The 19,521-nt window shown below is 42.0% G+C and carries 13 protein-coding genes; 11 read left to right on the top strand and 2 right to left on the bottom strand.

Going from position 1 to position 19,521, the window contains the following annotated elements; translation table 11 throughout:
* The first annotated feature begins 22 nt into the window (after window positions 1–22).
* The 7 genes from P8596_RS20755 (at window position 23) to qoxD (ending at window position 6,623) form a co-directional block, all read left to right on the top strand.
* Window positions 23–304 (top strand): glutaredoxin family protein, encoded by a 282-nt coding sequence (locus P8596_RS20755; protein WP_224521958.1) that lies wholly within the window; start codon window positions 23–25, stop codon window positions 302–304.
* 227 nt (window positions 305–531) lie between these two features.
* A complete protein-coding gene (locus P8596_RS20750; RefSeq protein ID WP_279724921.1) occupies window positions 532–768 on the top strand; it encodes an SHOCT domain-containing protein in 237 nt (78 codons plus the stop codon).
* Between the two features lie 51 nt (window positions 769–819).
* Window positions 820–2,343, top strand: a complete 1,524-nt coding sequence (locus P8596_RS20745; protein ID WP_279724919.1) for a multicopper oxidase family protein — start codon at window positions 820–822, stop codon at window positions 2,341–2,343.
* A gap of 372 nt (window positions 2,344–2,715) precedes the next feature.
* Window positions 2,716–3,735: a cytochrome aa3 quinol oxidase subunit II gene (gene qoxA, locus P8596_RS20740; protein WP_279724918.1), complete on the top strand. Its 1,020-nt coding sequence runs from the start codon at window positions 2,716–2,718 to the stop codon at window positions 3,733–3,735.
* Window positions 3,736–3,751: 16 nt separating this feature from the next.
* Window positions 3,752–5,713, top strand: a complete 1,962-nt coding sequence (gene qoxB, locus P8596_RS20735) for a cytochrome aa3 quinol oxidase subunit I (protein ID WP_279724917.1) — start codon at window positions 3,752–3,754, stop codon at window positions 5,711–5,713.
* Window positions 5,714–5,715: 2 nt separating this feature from the next.
* A complete protein-coding gene (gene qoxC / locus P8596_RS20730; RefSeq protein WP_279724916.1) occupies window positions 5,716–6,327 on the top strand; it encodes a cytochrome aa3 quinol oxidase subunit III in 612 nt (203 codons plus the stop codon).
* On the top strand, window positions 6,327–6,623 hold the full coding sequence (gene qoxD / locus P8596_RS20725) for a cytochrome aa3 quinol oxidase subunit IV (RefSeq protein ID WP_060672612.1): 297 nt from the start codon (window positions 6,327–6,329) through the stop codon (window positions 6,621–6,623). Before qoxC ends, qoxD begins: the two co-directional genes overlap by 1 nt.
* A 55-nt stretch (window positions 6,624–6,678) precedes the next feature.
* Here qoxD and P8596_RS20720 read toward each other — a convergent pair whose 3' ends face one another.
* Both P8596_RS20720 and P8596_RS20715 read right to left on the bottom strand, forming a co-directional pair.
* Entirely contained in the window at window positions 6,679–7,101 is a 423-nt protein-coding gene (locus P8596_RS20720; RefSeq protein WP_254652310.1) for a VOC family protein, read from the bottom strand.
* A gap of 166 nt (window positions 7,102–7,267) precedes the next feature.
* Window positions 7,268–7,633 carry a cbb3-type cytochrome c oxidase subunit I gene (locus tag P8596_RS20715; RefSeq protein ID WP_279724915.1) on the bottom strand — a complete coding sequence of 122 codons (366 nt, stop codon included), beginning with the start codon at window positions 7,631–7,633 and terminating at the stop codon, window positions 7,268–7,270.
* A gap of 249 nt (window positions 7,634–7,882) precedes the next feature.
* On the opposite strand from P8596_RS20715, the gene aspA reads away from it, so the two are divergent.
* The 4 genes from aspA (at window position 7,883) to P8596_RS20695 (ending at window position 19,356) form a co-directional block, all read left to right on the top strand.
* Window positions 7,883–9,313: an aspartate ammonia-lyase gene (aspA, locus tag P8596_RS20710; protein ID WP_254652308.1), complete on the top strand. Its 1,431-nt coding sequence runs from the start codon at window positions 7,883–7,885 to the stop codon at window positions 9,311–9,313.
* Window positions 9,314–9,605: 292 nt separating this feature from the next.
* Window positions 9,606–10,865 (top strand): helix-turn-helix domain-containing protein, encoded by a 1,260-nt coding sequence (locus P8596_RS20705; protein WP_279724914.1) that lies wholly within the window; start codon window positions 9,606–9,608, stop codon window positions 10,863–10,865.
* Window positions 10,866–11,200: 335 nt separating this feature from the next.
* Window positions 11,201–15,379, top strand: a complete 4,179-nt coding sequence (locus P8596_RS20700) for a S8 family serine peptidase (RefSeq protein ID WP_279724913.1) — start codon at window positions 11,201–11,203, stop codon at window positions 15,377–15,379.
* Between the two features lie 557 nt (window positions 15,380–15,936).
* Window positions 15,937–19,356 carry a S8 family serine peptidase gene (locus tag P8596_RS20695; RefSeq protein WP_279724911.1) on the top strand — a complete coding sequence of 1,140 codons (3,420 nt, stop codon included), beginning with the start codon at window positions 15,937–15,939 and terminating at the stop codon, window positions 19,354–19,356.
* Window positions 19,357–19,521 lie beyond the last annotated feature (165 nt).

Here is a 19,521-nt window from a genome sequence, read left to right as displayed (position 1 = left end):
ACGAAAGGAGCTCTAGAATGCCATGAGTCATGATCTTGAATTAGAACTTTACACCAGACCCACCTGTTCCGATTGTCAAGCTGCTAAAGAATACCTGAGTGGGCAAAACATCAAGTATGTCCATAAGGATGTAGGAGAAGATGAAAGGTTCGAAAAGGAACTCAAGGAAATATCCGGCTCCAGAATCGTTCCTTCCTTTGCTTTTTACAAAAAAGGTATATTCGGTAAAAAAAGAATCGTAAAGAATTTGATTGGTTTTGAGAACAATAAAGAAGAAATCAAGCAATTAGTAGGATTGAAATAACTTCACTAAAACAGCTCATCATGACGCAGAGGGCTGCTATAAACAAATCAGAAATGTCCAGTAGATGATCAACGACATTTCTGATTTTTTTATTGTTTTCTTCATTAAATCTGCACATTTAAGGGGAAAAGTGAAGGTGTCCCCAAGATGCTGCAAGAGAAATGAATTTTTGTTTTGTATAATACCATAGTGGGTATAAGAAGAAAAAACATAAAGGAGATGATTTTATGATGAATGGTGGAGGAATGGGCGGCGGATTTTTTGGAACCGGCTTTCTTTTTATCCTACTGATCGTAGCGATTGTGGGGGTATTCATCTGGATGATGAGAGCGAAGACGCCGAAAGAGAACAACCCGACGGACAATGCAAATCGTCATTCTTTGAGTTTATTAAAGGACCGACTGGCAAAAGGGGAAATAACGGAAGAAGAATACGAACGACTTAAACGGAAAATCCAGGAGTAATAACCTACTTGCAAGACTGGTTGGTACAACAAACGGTTAGGAGAGGCAGCGATGAAAAGAAAAGTTATTGGAAGCATACTCATTACGTTATTAGTGGCAATCGGGGTGATCGTGTTTCTTCAATCACCCTGGTATAAAAATGGGGAAATGGCATTGCCCAAGGGAGTGACGGACGGAGAGACGAGTATATTAGACGTAAGCGCACAAGAAAAAGGTGACCGCCATGTCAAAAAATTTGAATTAACGGCTCAGGATACGGAGTGGCAGATCAGTGAAGGTAAAAAAGTGAATGCTTGGACTTATAATGGGACGGTTCCTGGTAAATCCATTCGTGTGACGGAAGGAGATTTTGTACAAGTAAAGCTTAAGAACGAGCTTGATGTACCGGTTACCATTCACTGGCACGGCGTCCTGCTGCCAAATAAAATGGACGGGATCCCAGGTTTGACTCAAGATGCTGTTCAGCCGGGAGAAAGCTTTACCTACGAATTTATTGCACATGATGCGGGTACATATTGGTATCATTCCCATCAACAAAGCTCTGTACAGGTCGACAAAGGCTTATATGGATCGTTCATCGTGGAAGAAAAGGAAAAAGAGTATAAGAAGGATGAAGTCTTCATCCTCGATGAGTGGGCAGTAAATCAAGAAAAAGAGGACATCACCAATATGGGAGGAATGATGAAGGGAGCCATGTCCGGGGACGGTGAAGCAGATACGAAACAAATGTACGATACCTTTACCGTGAACGGAAAATCAGGAAAGGCCATTGAACCCCTTGTAATGGAAACGGGTGAAAAAGCAAGATTGAGATTCGTGAATGCCGGATACCAGGTTCATCGGTTGGTCTTTCCGGAGGGATCGATGAAGGTTATTGAGAATGATGCAGAAAGAGTGATCTCTGAAGATAGAAACACCAATGTTCTTGAAATTGCCCCTGGGGAAAGAGTGGATGTGGAATTCACGAAGCCCGATCAAGATACGGTATTCATTGGTCAGGAACAGAATATAGACCACGCAGAAGACATGATCCTGCCAGTTGTGTCGAATGAGACTCATTCCGATCAAGAAGCGTCGCTTGCAAGGGAAGCAGGTACTGCGAAAGGAATTTCATATGGGAGTGAAGAACTGATTTTCGACAAAGCCCCTGACCCCGATGTTACCTATGACATGGATCTAAGCATGGGCATGTCAATGGGAGAAGGCATGTCCTTTCAAATTAACGATGAGACCTTTCCCGATACACCGCCTATCAAGGTGGAAGAAGGTGACATCGTGAAAGTCACATTAAGAAATAAAGGCAGGATGAATCATCCCATGCACCTTCATGGTCATCGTTTCCAGGTGGAATCCAAGAACGGAAAAGAATTTGAAAAACCGATTGTCAAAGACTTGATTCATGTGAAACCAGGCGAGGAATACGTGATTTATTTTAAAGCCGATAATGTGGGGGAATGGTTATTCCATTGCCATGATAACAATCATGCTGCCAGGGGAATGGTGACGATCGTCGATTATGAAGGAGTATATTCCCCGTTTGAGTTAGGCGGACAAGAGGAGAATCAGCCTAACTGAATCAATCATTAGTTACTACCACAAGAGAGGAATAAAACGTTCATGAGGATACAGATATATATAATGAATGTTTTATTAGCATAATGGTAATCAGAGAAAAATTTTAGGTCTGTTCACATTTTATGAGTGATGATTATTAATATTCTAAATAATGAACCTATAAACCGCTCTCAACGTTATTCTCAGATAACTTTGAGAGTTATTTTTTTGTCCATTGAGCAATTCTTTCCAACATTGTTACCGTTCTGTGAATAAAATGCGTCGAAATTTCGAAAATCTGTTTAAAAATGAAGTTATGAAGGGTACCTGATTAGAGAATTTGATAGTATAGGTCTACGAGAGTAAATTCTACATAAAGGAAGGTGATTTCTTTTGTTTAATAAATTTAAACCGTATTTAATTGTTTTAATAAGTCTTATTTCGTTATTTTTCATCATTATTTTCAGTACGGATAGCGAATTAATCATCCTGGATCCCAAAGGACCGGTGGGAGCCGTTCAAAAAGATCTGATTATGCTGTCCATCTACTATATGATTGCCATTATGGTTGTTGTTCTTGGTTTCTTTACGATCATCTTATTCAAGTATCGAAGCAGTAAGAAGAATAGTGACTATAAGCCGGATATGCACGGAAGTACATTCCTTGAGGTCATTTGGACACTCATTCCTGTCCTGATCGTCATCGCATTATCCATCCCGAATACAAAGGCCCTTTACGAATTGAGAGACGCACCGGAAGCGACCTCTCATAAAGACCCGATCGTGATCCATGCGACAGCTGTCGATTGGAAATGGATCTTCAGTTATCCTGAAGAAGGAATCGAAACCGTAAACTATGTGAATGTTCCCGAGGATCATCCGATTCTTTTCAAAGTAACCGCAGCTGATTCCATGGCTTCCTTCTGGGTACCGCAAATCGGCGGTCAGATCTATGGTATGCCTGGAATGGTCAATGACTTGTATCTGCAGGCTGATGAACCGGGTACCTATGATGGAAGAAACTCCAACTTCACTGGTGAGGGAATGACGCACCAAACGTTTGATTTTGTTGCAATGAAACAAGACAAATATGAAGATTGGGTAGAAGATGCTCAAGACGAACCGAAATTGACGGAAGATACGTATGAAAAACTGATGCTTCCTGAAACGGTTGATAAGATGACCTTTTCATCTACTCACTTAGCATTCGTCGATCATGGTAAGAATTCAGAGTATGCCATGGCGATCCGCCAGAAATACGGACTGGATACCACGGTAGGTGGAGCAGATAAAGATGCTCAGTCCGTTCATGGCAATATGGATATGGAAGGCCATGAAGGCATGGACCATGACGATATGAAGAAAAAAGATGAAGATGACGACCATGAAGATCATGGCGGTCACGAGCACTAAGAAGGGAGGACTTTAAATGTTTGATTTTATTAAGGATAATCTGATCCTCAACGATCCGTTGATCATAGGAGCCAACATTTCGATCGTGTTCACCGTAATCGGAATCGTTGCAGTCCTCACTTACTTCAAAAAGTGGAAATGGTTGTGGAACGACTGGATCACAAGCGTTGATCATAAAAAAATCGGAATTATGTATATCCTGGCTGCACTTGTCATGCTCTTCCGCGGAGGAGTCGATGCACTCTTGATGAGGGCACAATTGACAGTGCCGAATAACTCATTTTTAACATCCGAGCACTACAATGAAATCTTTACCACTCACGGTACGATCATGATCCTGTTCATGGCGATGCCGTTCTTACTTGGATTGATGAACGTGGTCGTTCCTTTGCAGATCGGTGCAAGGGACGTAGCCTTCCCTTATTTGAATAACCTGAGTTTCTGGTCATTCATGTTCGGGGCAATCCTTTTCAATATTTCATTCGTATTCGGTGGTTCACCGAATGCAGGTTGGACGAACTACGCACCGCTTGCGATTGAAGGTAGTCCTGGACCGGGTATTAACTATTACCTGCTGGGCTTACAGATTTCGGGTATCGGTACATTGCTGACCGGAATCAACTTTGTCGTCACGATCATCAAAATGCGTGCGCCAGGTATGACGCTATTACGCATGCCGATGTTCACATGGACGACGTTGATTACGGCTTTCATCATCGTGTTTGCCTTCCCGATTTTGACTGTCACATTAGCACTGATGACATTTGACCGCTTATTCGGTTCCCACTTCTTCACGCTTACGGCTGGTGGTAACCCGATGCTATGGTCAAACCTATTCTGGCTGTGGGGACATCCGGAAGTATATATCGTTATATTACCGGCATTCGGGATTTTCTCAGAGATCATTGCTACATTTGCAAGAAAAACACTATTTGGTTATAAATCTATGATTATCTCACTTGTTGCGATTTCTGGATTGAGTTTCGTTGTCTGGGTCCATCACTTCTTTACAATGGGTGGAAGCGCAGCAGTAAATAGTGTATTCTCGATTTCAACGATGGCGATTGCCATACCGACGGGAATCAAAATATTCAACTGGTTAGGTACCTTATTCAAAGGGAAGATCGAATTTACTGTACCGATGTTATGGTCTGTTGCATTCATACCGACATTCCTCATCGGTGGGGTGACAGGGGTTATGCTTGGAATGGCTGCGGCCGACTTCCAATATCACAATAACTACTTCCTGGTTGCTCACTTCCATTACACATTAATTGCCGGTGTAGTATTCGCCTGCTTCGCAGGACTTGCATACTGGTATCCTAAGATGTTTGGTCATAAGATGAATGAACGCATCGGACGATGGGCTTTCTGGTTATTCTCCATCGGATTCAATCTTTGTTTCTTACCTCAGTTCGTATTAGGATTCGCGGGTATGCCAAGACGAGTATACACGTACGGTCCTGAAGATGGCTGGACAGCATTGAATGTGATCTCTTCTGTCGGAGCTTTCGGAATGGGAGTAGGATTCATGGTACTCGTTTATGGTATCTATTACAGCTACCGTTTTGCTGAGAGAGAAACAACAGGGGACGCGTGGGATGGACGTACCCTTGAATGGGCAACAAGTTCAGCCATTCCGCCTCACTACAACTTTGCACATGTACCTGAAGTGAAGAGTCATGATGCATTTTATGATATGAAGCAAGAAGGAAGAAAGATGGTACCTGACAACTTTGAATACCAACCGATTCACATGCCAAGCAATGCAGGGACACCGTTCATCATGTCTGCACTGTTCTTCGTCGCAGGATTTGGTCTAGTATTTGAACTGTTCTGGATGGCCATTGCAGCGCTTGTCGGTATCTTCGGATGCATGGCATTCCGTTCATTGATGTCCCATAAGCAGGATGAAGGGTATTATGTAAGTGTGGAAGAAATCGAAAAGACTGAAAATCCGTATAAGAGGGAGGCGTGAGCATGGCACAAAGTACGAATATAGATCCAAACACGCCGCTTGAATATCAATCCGATATCGGTAAACTGAACATCTTCGGATTCTGGGTTTTCCTTGGCGCGGAAATTGCATTGTTTGCCACTATTTTCGCAACGTTCTTCGCTCTGAAGGCCGGAACGATGGGTGGCCCGCTTCCAAGTGAAGTGTTTGATATGAAGAATACCATCATCATGACGCTTTTACTATTAATCAGTAGTTTCACGTCTGGTCTATCAATAAATGAATTACGAAAGAGAAATGTCAAATCCATGATGGTCTGGCTGATCATCACATTATTATTCGGATTAGGATTCCTTTATATGGAAATCACCGAGTTCATCCATTTGGTACATGAAGGAGCAGCCATGGGTACGAACGCATTCTGGTCATCCTTCTATTTACTGACCGGGACGCATGGTCTCCACGTATCAGTAGGTATCTTGTGGATCCTTCTCGTCATGTTCCAAGTGAAGAAACGGGGATTGAATCCTGATACCGCTAAAAAACTATTTGTATCCAGCTTGTATTGGCACTTTCTGGACTTTGTCTGGATCTTCGTGTTCACAAGCGTGTACTTATTAGGGATGGTGGGATAATGTCACAACATACGAATCATAGTGGATTACCTTGGACTCAGATCATTGGATTTATCTTATCGATTGCGTTGACGTTTTTAGCCGTCTGGTTTGGACTGTATACGAATATGGCATATGAACTGATCGTAGCGATCGTGTTCGTCCTGGCATTCATACAGGCTGCCATCCAGCTCTTCATGTTCATGCACGTAACGGAAGGTGAAGGCAAATGGCAGGTAGGTAAGATGATGTCGGCGGCATTTATAGCGATTGTCATCGTGGCCGGATCTGTCTGGGTATTGAGCAATATGCATTAAAATAGAAAAGAAGCTGTTGGGTTTCCAGCAGCTTCTTTTTTATGTTTCGTGTTTGTTACCTTTCCTGGCCTTCGTAATTAAATTGCCACTGGATGCCGAATTTATCGGTGACCTGACCGTACAGCTTGCTCCAGAATGTTTCCTGAAGCTCCATGTCCACTTTGCCGCCTTCTTTCAACTTGTGGAAACGGGCCATCAGTTTTTCAGGATCATCGCTTACGAGGGCAAGGGTGATGTTGTTTCCTTCCACAAAAGGCATATTTGGAAAAACATCGGAAAACATGACATGACTGCCGTCGATGGTGAGTCGTGTATGTAGGACCAGATCTTTTGCTTCTTCGGGCAGGGGATAGTCAGGATGCGGGGGTGCCTCAGCGAACGTCATGATCTGTGGTGGTTCGGTTTCAAATACTTCTGCATAATACTCTGCGGCTGCCCGGCAATTGCCGTTGAAATTCAGGTAAACATTGACCGACATATACATCACTCCTAAAATTGAGATAGGTATTCTACTGTATTTTACCATCTTTGTAGGCGTATGAAATAATAAAAATTTGAAAAGTCAAAAAATAAAAACACTAAAAACACTAAAAACACTAAAAACCCCTTCCTGCCAACTGGCGAAAGGGGTTTTCCGATTTGGTTCAAGATTTTAATTCTCTCAGGAGATTGATGCCAAACAATAGTATACCAACTGTCGTCAAGACCCCGCCTGTTGCAATGACCGGGACGACTGCTTCATTCCCAAGTACAAACAGGAATAATCCGATCATCATAAGCGGAAGTCCGACATTATGGAGCCAGAAATGAGCTTTGGCCAATTTGGTTGAAGATACGGCCGGAAATAAGTGATAAATGAGACCTGCAAGCGTCAGCGCCGTCCAGCCCAATAAGTTAATATGAACGTGGACCGGGGTCAGGCTGTAGTCATGGACCATGGACATATATAACCCGATACATACACCGACCATAAAATAGACGACTGAAATTTTAATCAGTTTGATCCCCATACGAATCCTCCTCCTTCACTGGTTAATATATGAGTATTTAGACCCGTGTAGAATGTATTGGCATTGTGTAATGACAATCTATTAAATCCATCTTTTTTCTGAAAAAAGGGAGAATCAGATCAAAAGAATGAAAGCGTTTTTTTTGGAATTTTTGAAATTAATGGTTTTACCTCTAAATCGTTGCCTACTCCCTCTCTAATTGATAGAATCATCAATTAGAGAGACAATCCAAATATGGGGAGTAGAGAAATGATAAACGTCACTAGTGGATTTAGAATAGAAAAAGATTTCCTCGGGGAAAAAGAAGTACCCCAAGATGTGTATTATGGAATACAAACGTTGCGGGCAGTGGAAAACTTTCCGATTACGGGATATAAAATCCATAAAGAGATGATTGATGCCCTGGCAGTCGTAAAGAAAGCGGCCGCACTTGCAAACATGGAAACGACGCGTCTGTATGACGGGATCGGTCAAGCCATCGTGCAGGCTGCTGATGAAATCCTGGAAGGCAAGCTTCATGAATTCTTCATCGTCGATCCGATCCAGGGAGGGGCAGGTACGTCAATCAACATGAACGCTAATGAGGTCATTGCGAATCGTGCCCTGGAACTCATGTCCCACCGTAAAGGGGAATATGGGAAGGTCAGCCCGAACAGTCATGTGAATATGTCACAGTCAACCAATGACGTGTTCCCGACAGTCATCCATATTTCCACTCTGAAATTACTGGAGAAGCTATTGGACACGATGGAGCATATGCTGAAAGCCTTCAGACAGAAAGCCCAGGAGTTCGATCCCATCATTAAAATGGGACGTACCCATCTGCAGGATGCTGTACCCATTCGCCTTGGGCAGGAGTTTGAAGCTTACAGCAGAGTAGTAGAACGCGACATTAAACGTATCGGACGAACTCGCGATCATCTGTATGAAGTCAATATGGGGGCCACTGCAGTAGGAACCGGCTTGAACGCGGATCCTGTTTATATCAAGAGTGTCGTCAAACACCTGGCGGATATCAGCGGGTTGCCACTGACAGGGGCTGAACACCTGGTCGATGCGACACAGAACACGGACGCCTATACAGAGGTTTCTGCAGCATTGAAGGTATGTATGACCAATATGTCCAAGATCGCCAATGACCTGCGTATGATGGCTTCTGGACCCCGTGCCGGACTTGGTGAAATTTCACTGCCGGCAAGACAGCCCGGCTCTTCCATCATGCCGGGTAAAGTGAATCCGGTCATGCCGGAACTGATCAATCAAGTAGCCTTCCAGGTGATGGGGAATGATCAAACCATTTCCTTGGCCTCCGAAGCCGGTCAGCTCGAATTGAACGTGATGGAGCCTGTGCTCGTATTTAACCTTTTGCAATCCATCAGTATCATGAACAATGCGTTTAGAAGCTTTACGGACAACTGTCTAGTCGGTATCGAAGCAAATGAGACACGTATGAAAGAATATGTAGAAAACAGCGTGGGTATCATAACGGCTGTCAATCCACATCTGGGATATGAAGTCGTATCCCGCATCGCAAGGGAAGCTATTCTAAAAGGCAAATCGGTACGAGAGCTTTGCCTTGAATATGATGTTTTGACAGAGGAAGAGCTTGATTTAATCCTGAATCCTTATGAAATGACGAATCCGGGGATTGCGGGTCGTGTGTTATTTGACCGGGAGTAAACGGCAATAACGATGAAAGTAAGAGAAATCCCTTTTCTATTTGAGAGGGATTTCTCTTTTCATATTTACAAACCCTTTGGCTGGTGCAGAAGTTCTTTGATCCCAAAAAGGAAACATGAACGTTCATAGATTTACATTGAAAATAATTTCCTTAAATATGAAAAAATGTATTTTTATTGATTTTATATATTTTTTATCCAGCACCACCAGGCTAAAATACTTGCGTTAATAGCTTATAAGTTACCTATTCCCTATGTATAATGAGAGATATATACAGGGGGGAAGTGAAACAATGTCTATCGGCAGGATTATCTATTATCATCGAAAAAAACAAAATAAAACACAAGAACAGCTTTGCAAGGGAATATGTTCAACCACTCATTTAAGTAAGATTGAGAACAGTTCTAAAGAAGGAAATCTGGAAACATTAGAATTACTTTGTAAGCGACTTGGTGTATCAATCGAAGAGGAAACGGCAAAGACACTTCACCTGAAACGCCAGCTAGCTCAATTCTATGAAGCGATTGAGAGACTTCATCGAGAACATGCCGAAAGACTGTATCAGGAGTTACAAAGGCATAAAGACTATATCCAATGTACGGAAATGGTTTACTTATTTGAGCTTTACATGCTTCGATATCAATTATTCACGTATAATCCAACCGAATATGAACAGGCTTCTCTTGCGCTCAAAAAGAATATGAGTAAATTTTCATCGTTTGAAAAGTATTTGTGGGAGTTCTTTCAGGGAATTTACTACGGACAAAAACAACAATACTCTAAGGCGCTTTCCATTTTTGATCAAATAGAGGATAGAGCCGATATCTATAGTGAGAAAGTAACAGATTATTATTATTATAAAGCGGCTAATCATGGGTTGTTGAAGCACTTCACATTGTCTCTGCATTACTCATACAAGGCTTTGAGGATTTTTCAGAATACTGGGAACATATTGAGGATCCTGCATGTGAAAATCGGATTATCGGCTAACTTGATTTATATTAACGATCTTGAACGTGCAGAAGTCATGCTGCATACGGCTTTAAACGATGCCGAGATGTTAAAGGATAACGAATCGAAAATTACCGCCCTTCATAATTTCGGATTGCTAAATAGAAAAAAAGGAAGGCTACAAGAGTCGTTAGACTATTTCTCCCAGTCCCTCAAATTGAAAAAGAAGCATACAATGGGGTATTACGGCACATTGATTGAAATGGTACAAGTGTTGCTGGATTTGAATGAGAGGGAAACAGCAATCAATCTTTTGCAGGAGAACTTAAAAGATTTTAAAAATCAAGAGTCCGTTAAATATACGGAATTGATGGTGTTGTATTTAGATGCGACAGAGGATGATAAACAGCTTAGCGACTATTTAATCGATCGTGGTCTGCCCATGATGAAGCAATATGATCGATATAAGGCCGCAGCATTCTCAGAGCGACTAGCGGTTTATTTTAAAGAGAAGGGGGACCTGAATTCTTCCAATCACTATCTTCAATTATCGAATGAGCTATTGAAAAAGTTGATATTTAATCATAATGAACCCATTTGAATGAAGCGTTTTACAAGCAACTATTAACAGTTGCTTGTTTTTTTATGAAATTTTATAGGAGTTATTGCCCTATGTAAAATGGTTCTTTATACCTGTTTAGTGAGAGGGGATTATGATTATATAGGTATAATTCCTACTTCAGAAAAAAATTTCCCAACGTTTATCCTATCTTTATATCTTGCGTTAAAAGAAAATACCGTGAAGAGAGTAGAAACTCTAAGAAAATTGGCGGAATGTGTATATAATTTTCCCAATTAACAGAATCATTAATCAGAAATACAATGAACCTTGTAAACAATTCTGCTCCAACGGATGAATATTAGAGGGGGAAAAGTATGAATAAGAAACGTTCAGCTAAGCTCTTGACGGTTGCACTGACTACAAGTCTATTAGGAACATCAGGAATTCCATTTAACGCTATGGCAGAAAGTGCGCCTAGTACGTCTAAGTTCACACAGGTAAAAGATGTAAAGAAGACATTAATGAATCTATCAGATGAGCAAAGGAATGCTCTTAAACAGATCGAAGCGAAACCGGATTTTGAAATCGCTCCGAATATCAATACAGAAAGTGAAGGGCTCGTAGATGTCATCGTTGAATTCAAACAGGCCCCTGCAAAAGTGGAAGTGATGACGCAGGCGGCTAAGGGACTCCGAATGACTACTAAAGCAGCTTCTGAAAAGGTAGAGAAATCTCACAGTGAATTTAAACAAAAGTTCAATTCTATGAAAAATAAAAAGAGTGTAAGTCCTGGATTACAAGATGCGAAAATCACGAAAGAATATCGTTCAGCCATCAATGGTGTCGCGATGTCCATTCCGGGAAATGAGATTGAGAGTTTACTGGATTCCGGGGTCGTGAAACGGGTTTGGAAAGATGAAGTCGTTCAACTAGATCTTCCGGACATGGAAGGGGAAGCTTCCACATCCAAAATGATGGATAGTATCCCTCAGATCAATGTGGACAAGCTTCATGCTGAAAACGTAACAGGAAAAGGCATTAAAGTTGGGGTTTTGGATACAGGAATTGATTATAACCACCCTGATTTAAAAGATGTATATAAAGGTGGATATGATTTCGTTGATAACGATAATGACCCGATGGAAACCACATATGAAGATTGGAAAGAATCCGGTTTACCGGAAATTAATCCGAATTCAGGGTCTGCTTATTATACAGAACACGGAACACATGTGTCAGGAACAATCGCTGGGCACCAACAGAATTCAGTGGATTACGCCGTAAAAGGGGTAGCACCGAATGTAGATCTTTATGGCTATCGTGTACTTGGACCCTATGGATCCGGAGCGACGGCAGGAATCCTTGCAGGAATCGACAAAGCTATAGATGACGAAATGGATGTCATCAACCTTTCATTGGGAGCGTCTACGAATAATCCATTATATCCAACCTCTGTAGCCGTTAACAACGCCATGCTATCGGGAGTTGTGACAGTGGTGGCTGCAGGAAACAGCGGTCCGAATGAAGGAACACTGGGGTCCCCAGGTGCAGCGGCACTCGGAATTACGGTTGGGGCAAGCGATTTTGACATGGATATCCCTACCTTCCAATCCATGAGTGTAAACGGAGAGAGATTTGAGAATGTTTTATTATTAGGGAAGAATTTCTCTGATGATTTAACATCACTCCAAAATCAATCCAAACCAGTTGTTTTTGCCGGACTTGGTTATGAGGCAGATTTTGAAGGAAAAGATTTAACAGGAAAAATCGCCTTGATTCAACGTGGTGAAATTGCCTTTGTGGACAAAATGAAACATGCGAAAGAAGCTGGGGCAGAGGCTGTCATCATTTACAATAATAGTGACGGTGAAATCCAGGCTTACTTGGGAGAAGGTTCAGAATATATCCCGACTTTCCGTATGACGAAAGCGGACGGAGAGCGTTTGAAAGGGCTGGGAGATAACGCATCCATCACGTTTGGAGATGTAGCGTCGGTCCAAACAGAAGGAGATAACCTGGCCAGCTTCAGCTCAAGGGGACCTGTGGCTGGAAGCATAGATATAAAACCGGATGTCGTGGCACCCGGGGTAGCGATTTTCTCAACCATTCCAGAATACATCAATAGCCCGGAAGAAGGGGTAGACTATTCTGCAGCCTATGCCCGCCTTCAGGGAACATCCATGGCAACGCCTCATGTAGCTGGTGTAGCAGCCTTGATCCTTTCAGAACACCCGGAGTATACCACATTTGATGTAAAGGAAGCGCTAATGAATACAGCAGAAGACTTGAATGGTGACGTATCCGTATTCGAACAGGGAGCGGGACGTGTGGATGCCTATGATGCGGTACATGCCGATGTATCCATCAAAGTGATGGATACAACAAAAAATTTAAATGAAAATGGTGAAGAGGAAGAGATTGTTGATGAGACGGCTTCCATCTCTTTCGGAAGTCACTACAAGGATGACAATGGAATTAGTGAAGAAAGCAAGATGATCATCGAGAACAATGGTGGAGAAGACAAGTCATTCAAGGTTGAAGTCGAATACCATGGTGAACGTACAGGCATCAAGGATTCAGCTGCAAACGGCATTCATTTAGACGTTCCGACGAGTGTAGCGGTTGCCGCAAGCAGTTCGAAAGAAATTTCACCTGAGATAACGGTTCCGGAAAATGCAGAAGAAGGGCGATATGAAGGATATATTCACCTGACAAATGCAAGTGATGCGAGTGAAACGTATCAGGTTCCGTTTGCGATTAGAGTCACAGGAAAAGGGTTCGACTATCTTGAAACAGACCGACCTGCTCTTGCAAATAATACACCTAAGTGGCAGTACTACAATCCATACATCTCAGCAGCTTTTCAAATGAAGAATCCGCTGACGAGGATAGACGTAGTGATAAAGGATGGACAATCAGATGAGGCAATTGGATTCATAGCCTCCCTCACACAAGCAAATGCAAAGGCTGACTACAGATATTATATTCCTGCTGTTTTTGCTGGAGTCGTTTATCCATTTACAAATGATGAACAACATCCGATTTCCGATCAATACGTGGATCTGCCTGAAGGGGACTATAAAATGGAGTTCATAGGGTATGATGAAGAAGGGAAAACGTATTCGATCGACACTCCTGTTATCGTTGATAATACAAAACCAGAAGTGGAATTTGATAAAGCTCCTGGTGTGTATGAAATCAATGAAGATATGTACACAGAAGAGTTTGGAAAGAAAGCATTCTGGCTCCACGGAAATGTGCAGGATGAAACAGTGGGTGTTTTACAATCAAAAGGATTGAATTATGATCAATCTTCGAACAAATTTTTAATAGCAACTGGCTTCCGTGAGTACTTTAATTGTTGTTTCCCTCCAGCGGATTCTGAAGGAGACACAGAGTTTGGTATAGAGCCTTCTGATATTGCAGACGAACCATTAAAGTTGAGCCTGGCAGCAACTGATATCGCAGCAAACGTCAATTACCAAAGATATATTTTCCTTCAGGAAGGTACTGAGTATCTGACTTCTGATTACAATAAGGAAGAAGTCGGGTTAGATGAAACTGTCACCATGACTCTGAGCCTGAATAACTTGAAAGACTTCATTTCCGGAGAGTATTCAATTCAGTATAAAGGGGAAATGTATTCATTCGAATCTGCAAAGCTGAATGATGAATTTAAAGCCTACGCAGAAGAAAACGGACTTCAGGCATCCCTTCTTGATCCTGTAGAGAGCGATTCTGGATATTACGCTAACGTAACGGTAGGAGCTGCATTGAACGGAGAAGGGTACTCCGGTTTGAATGGTGACATGCCTGTTGTGGACGTGACGTTCAAGGTCACTCAAGATGATTGGTTTTATGGAGCTGACAAACTGGATGTCACAAAGTCAACTTACACAAAAGCAGGTGAAGATGGTGCCGTAACTCTTCCATATTACAGCACTTCATCTTATAACTTCGTGTCCAAACATGCAAGGGTCGAAGGGAATATTAAACCAGAAGCATTTTTGAAGAAAAGTGGCAGCGGAAATCTTTTTTTACCAAATGGTGTAGCTCAAAATATTGGAGCGAAGGTATATGCCTTGTCACCGGATGGTGAGAAATATGAGGGCATCATCGCTTCAAATGGGAAATACACAATCTATGGTGTCCCTGCTACACGTGAGACATACAATGTCGTAGTGGAAATTCCAGGACATTTAAAGACTTACACGCCATTCATACCTGGATTTGAATTGAAAGGCGAAGACTATGGAAGGTTCGTTTCAGCAGGAACCAAGATCAGTCTTGCTGGAGATGTGAACAGCGACAGCTTGATCGACATCAAAGATGTCCGTGACATCGTTGAGTATTACGGTCAAGAGCAACCGGAAGTCCAAACATTCGATGTCAATCAGGACGGTATCGTGAACGAGACGGACGTACGTTTCATTGAGAAGAACTTCCTGACGAAAGGACCGGATGCTCCTAAAGGGAAATCACCTAAGGAAACAAACGGGAAAAAAGATCTGGCCTATTATTTGAATATGATGGGATTAGAGCTAACTGAATAAAAGCTTCTCATGAGCAACTAAATCAAAAGAGGGAGAACGCTGTCCATGGACAGCGTTCTCCCTCTTTTCTGCTATCTATCATTTTCGGGGATGACCCATTACTCTTGTTTAAAAGTATGAGGCATCAGTAGATTGAGCCTATTTTCATAAAACAAATTCTTTTAAAGTGTTCCTGCAGGTTTTTCCTCCAAGTGTAGATAATTACCCCAATAAATTAATTGAATATTACTTCTATTTTCCTACTATTTGATGCTGTAAAAAGGAAATGTAAATAAACCTTGACTATTTAAGGGTGAAACGACCCATTATCCGCCTCTCTATAGACAGGGACTCCCCCAACAGGATACATGATCATTTAATAGAAATGGTTACGTGGTACTCCAAATTCGAAAAATTGAGGAGGGGAACGTTTAGGGGTGAGTATCCATGACAGGCACTGTCATTAGGATATCTACAAAGGAGGAAGCGAGAGTACTAGATAGAGCTTTGATCATTGTAAGCTTCTAGCAAGCTATGAAAAAAGGAAAATCCTAATTTTAATTAAAGGGGGAAACAAAGTGGTTTCGAAGAAAAATACGTTATCTATTGGATTGATGTCCGTACTCCTAAGCAGCAGTATGATTTCGCCAGCAAGTGCTGAATTCTATCATTCGAAGGAAGAAAAGGCACCTGCTCAAATCCAAAAGGCACAACTTCCATTGATGGATATGGAAAAAAAGGCGACCGATGATCCATTATATGGACAGGATTTAAAAGCATTCAACCCTAATGAAAATATTCGCCTAATCGTTGAAGTAGACGTCAATAAGAAACTGAAAACGTCACCTGAGAAGCAGGTTGAGCAGATTCAAAATACGTTTATGAAAAAGAGGGATGCTTCTTCTAAAGTCATACATACGTATTCAACAGGGTTCTATGGATTCAGTATGGAAACGACGATGAAAGACGCGGAAAAGATTAAAGAAATGGAAGGCGTTAAGGATATTCGCGTTGCGAAAACGTACGAACATATGGACGTAAAGAGCAACGAACTAGTCGAAGCGATGAATGTATGGACGAAATATAATTATAGCGGTGACGGGATGGTCGTAGCGATCGTGGATTCGGGAATCGATTATCGACATGAAGCCATGACGCTTTCGGATAAAGGGAAGAAAAAAGCAAAGTATAATGAAACCAACATCCAAGAGAAGCTTGATGAGTCGGAAGTAGATGATATTTGGTACACAGACAAAGTACCTACAGGCTATGACTGGGCGGACCATGATACCAATGTCATCCCGGCAAGTAATTCCCATGGAACCCACGTAGCCGGCATTGTCGGGGCATACGAAGAATCCCAGAAAAAGGCGATGGGGGTCGCACCGGATGTACAGCTATTAGCTGAAAAGGTATTCTCTGATAAAAGAAGCGGTGCCTATGACGATGATATTACAGCGGGAATCTATCATGCCGTGGAGTTTGGGGCGGATGTCATCAATTTAAGCCTTGGATCTGATGCAGGAAGCGTAGATGCGAATGATCCGGTCCAACGTGCCATTCAATATGCAACAGAGCAGGGTGTGTTGGTCGTAGCTGCGGCAGGGAATGCTTCTTATAGTACAAAACAAAACCTGCTGGAAAGATCTCAATTACCTCTGGCTAAAAATCCGGATATCGGTCTTGTAGGTGACCCAGGTGTAACGCCCTCCGCACTGCAGGTTGCTTCATCTGAAAATAATCAGATGAGAGTAGATGCACTTAGCTTAAATGATGGTAGTCAGCTTGGATACCAAACGCAGTACAGTTCTAAAAAGTTCAGTGATGAACTCGAAGCCGGTAAAGAATACGAATTGATTTTCGCCGGTGAAGGGTTTGGCAGCCATCTGGATGGCTTGGATTTAGAAGGGAAGATTGTAGTTGCAAAGCCAAAATCGTATTCAATTTATTCGACCCTTCAATATGACTCTGCAAGAAAAGGGGCAGTCGGCATCATTGTCATTCCACCGGATAAGTACCCATCTTATGCAAGCTTAAATTTCTCAAGATACACTATCCCAGCTGTTACGACTGGACATACAGAAGGAGCTCAATTGATCGAACGATTACAAAGCGGTGAGAAAATCTCGGTAGAATTGTCTGATGAAGGGATTTGGGTGCAAAATCCGACAACGGAACCAATGTCCTATTTCTCTTCTTATGGTTCGCCAACAGACCTAAGCTTTAAACCGGAAATCACAGCACCGGGTGGAAAGATCAGCTCAACAGTATTGAACAACAAGTATGAAGTCATGAGTGGAACGTCCATGGCCACTCCACATGTAGCAGCTGGAGCGGCATTACTCCTTGAAAAGTATTACGAGGAGTTAGGTTTACCAAAAAATGAAGAAACGGTCTTAAAAGCGAAGAATGCTTTAATGAACACGTCTGAGGTGTTAACGAATCCAGATGATGAGAACTCCTTATACTCACCAAGACGCCAAGGGTCAGGCTTAATGAAGATTGAGCAAGCGATTAAATCTCCTTATCTTGTAGAACATGTAGGGGCTCCTTTAGAAAAGGCTGCATCTGTTGCATTAAAAGAAGTAGGCAGAACATTCGATTTCACATTGGATGTCGAGCCGCTCTCGAGGAAGCTTGAAAAAGCCAATGACCAGTATGAAATCGTCGTAGATGTGCTAATGGATGAAACAGAGAAGAAGACATATAACGGAGTGGAAAGAGACTATCTAACTTTACACTCGGTTCCTATCGATGGGGCAGTTGTAAAAATCAACGGAAAACAGCTGGGTGACCAGAAATTTCAATACAAACCACGTCGTGATGGCGAAGTAAAGATCTCTGTCACATTGCCGGAAGAGCTAAGTGAAGGACGTTTTGTTGAAGGGTTTGTTCGCTTTGTTCCTAAAGGAAGCTCTGTAAAAGATTTAGCGACTCTAACGATGCCATTCATGGGATACTACGGTGATTGGGGTGCCATTGATAATATTGATGAGAGCCCGGTTAAAGGAGATCCATACCTAGGATATACCGTTCTTTGGAATGACGTAATGGAGTTGCCAATGGGATATGATACTTCCACAGGAACATTTGATCTAAATAAGATTGGATATTCTAAGAATGCGGTTGCGTCAGGTATATATCCTTCCTTCACAGCATTTCGTAATTTGAAAGAAATGTCTCTGAAGGTAGAGGATGAGAACGGAAAAACAGTTGCTCACATTACGAATTTCGGTGAGTTTACGGAGGATGGTAGCCCGTACCCATTCAGAAAGAACATTATGAGCTATGGAGATTACTCCTATAAGTTCGATGGGGTGTTCTGGAGTGGGAAAGATGATGAGGGGAACCAACTTCCTGACGGTAACTATACGTATGTATACGAGAGTACATTGAATTATGGGGGAGCAGAGCCGCAACAAACGAAGATTCCGTTTAAACTGGATTCAGTTGCGCCTAGTGTTAAAAATATCAAGATTACAGAACAAACGGATGGGAAGTATAAAATTACGTGGGGTGTCACAGAAGAAGAAACGAAACATATCGGAAGTTTCATCTGGGTAAATGGCGGTATCCGTAAAAGCGTATACAGTGATGCAAATGAGTACATTACCGACGAAAAGCCTGAGGTTGTCATGATTTCAGCAATAGATGCTCTCCAGAATGTAGGTGTTGGTTATACTGGAAATGAGGAATTGCTGAATGCAGATCCCTTTATCAATTATTGGAATGTTTCACGATCCAATGTAAATGAAACGAAACCAGCTTCCATCTTGATCTTTGGCTATAAACGGATAGATTGGCATATAGAAATTTCTAATGCAGCAGGTGAAGTGATTGAATATGCCGATATTGAAAATGAACATTCAATTTATGGGTTGAAATGGTATGCTGGTAGTGAATATCCGGACGGTGACTATTATGTAACTGTTACAGGGACAGATGAAACAGGATTATCGCTGAAGTCCGAGAAAAAGAAAATAACAGTAAAACATTGACCCGCAAAGCCAAGAAATTCCTCAAGGAGTTTCTTGGCTTTTTCTATGTGAAAGTTATTTTATCCCCCAACTTAAGTGGTTCAAAAGGAATGGTTCTAATGGATTGTTTTGGTTGGTGGAATTACTGTTTCTGTCTGTAAAAGTTGATTTTTCTGACTTTTGTCC

This window comes from Rossellomorea sp. DA94, from assembly GCF_029834455.1.
In the GTDB taxonomy this organism is placed as follows: Bacteria; Bacillota; Bacilli; order Bacillales; family Bacillaceae_B; genus Rossellomorea; species Rossellomorea vietnamensis.
The sequence above is the reverse complement of the archived record's forward strand: the minus strand, read 5'-3'. Positions and strand labels throughout refer to the sequence as shown.

What these genes read in the sequence shown, in the direction of transcription:
- P8596_RS20755 (WP_224521958.1), top strand. Translation starts at nt 23, where the DNA reads ATGAGTCATGATCTTGAATTAGAACTTTACACCAGACCCACCTGTTCC.
- P8596_RS20750 (WP_279724921.1), top strand. Translation starts at nt 532, where the DNA reads ATGATGAATGGTGGAGGAATGGGCGGCGGATTTTTTGGAACCGGCTTT.
- P8596_RS20745 (WP_279724919.1), top strand. Translation starts at nt 820, where the DNA reads ATGAAAAGAAAAGTTATTGGAAGCATACTCATTACGTTATTAGTGGCA.
- qoxB (WP_279724917.1), top strand. Translation starts at nt 3,752, where the DNA reads ATGTTTGATTTTATTAAGGATAATCTGATCCTCAACGATCCGTTGATC.
- qoxC (WP_279724916.1), top strand. Translation starts at nt 5,716, where the DNA reads ATGGCACAAAGTACGAATATAGATCCAAACACGCCGCTTGAATATCAA.
- qoxD (WP_060672612.1), top strand. Translation starts at nt 6,327, where the DNA reads ATGTCACAACATACGAATCATAGTGGATTACCTTGGACTCAGATCATT.
- P8596_RS20720 (WP_254652310.1), bottom strand. Translation starts at nt 7,101, where the DNA reads ATGTCGGTCAATGTTTACCTGAATTTCAACGGCAATTGCCGGGCAGCC.
- P8596_RS20715 (WP_279724915.1), bottom strand. Translation starts at nt 7,633, where the DNA reads ATGGGGATCAAACTGATTAAAATTTCAGTCGTCTATTTTATGGTCGGT.
- aspA (WP_254652308.1), top strand. Translation starts at nt 7,883, where the DNA reads ATGATAAACGTCACTAGTGGATTTAGAATAGAAAAAGATTTCCTCGGG.
- P8596_RS20705 (WP_279724914.1), top strand. Translation starts at nt 9,606, where the DNA reads ATGTCTATCGGCAGGATTATCTATTATCATCGAAAAAAACAAAATAAA.
- P8596_RS20700 (WP_279724913.1), top strand. Translation starts at nt 11,201, where the DNA reads ATGAATAAGAAACGTTCAGCTAAGCTCTTGACGGTTGCACTGACTACA.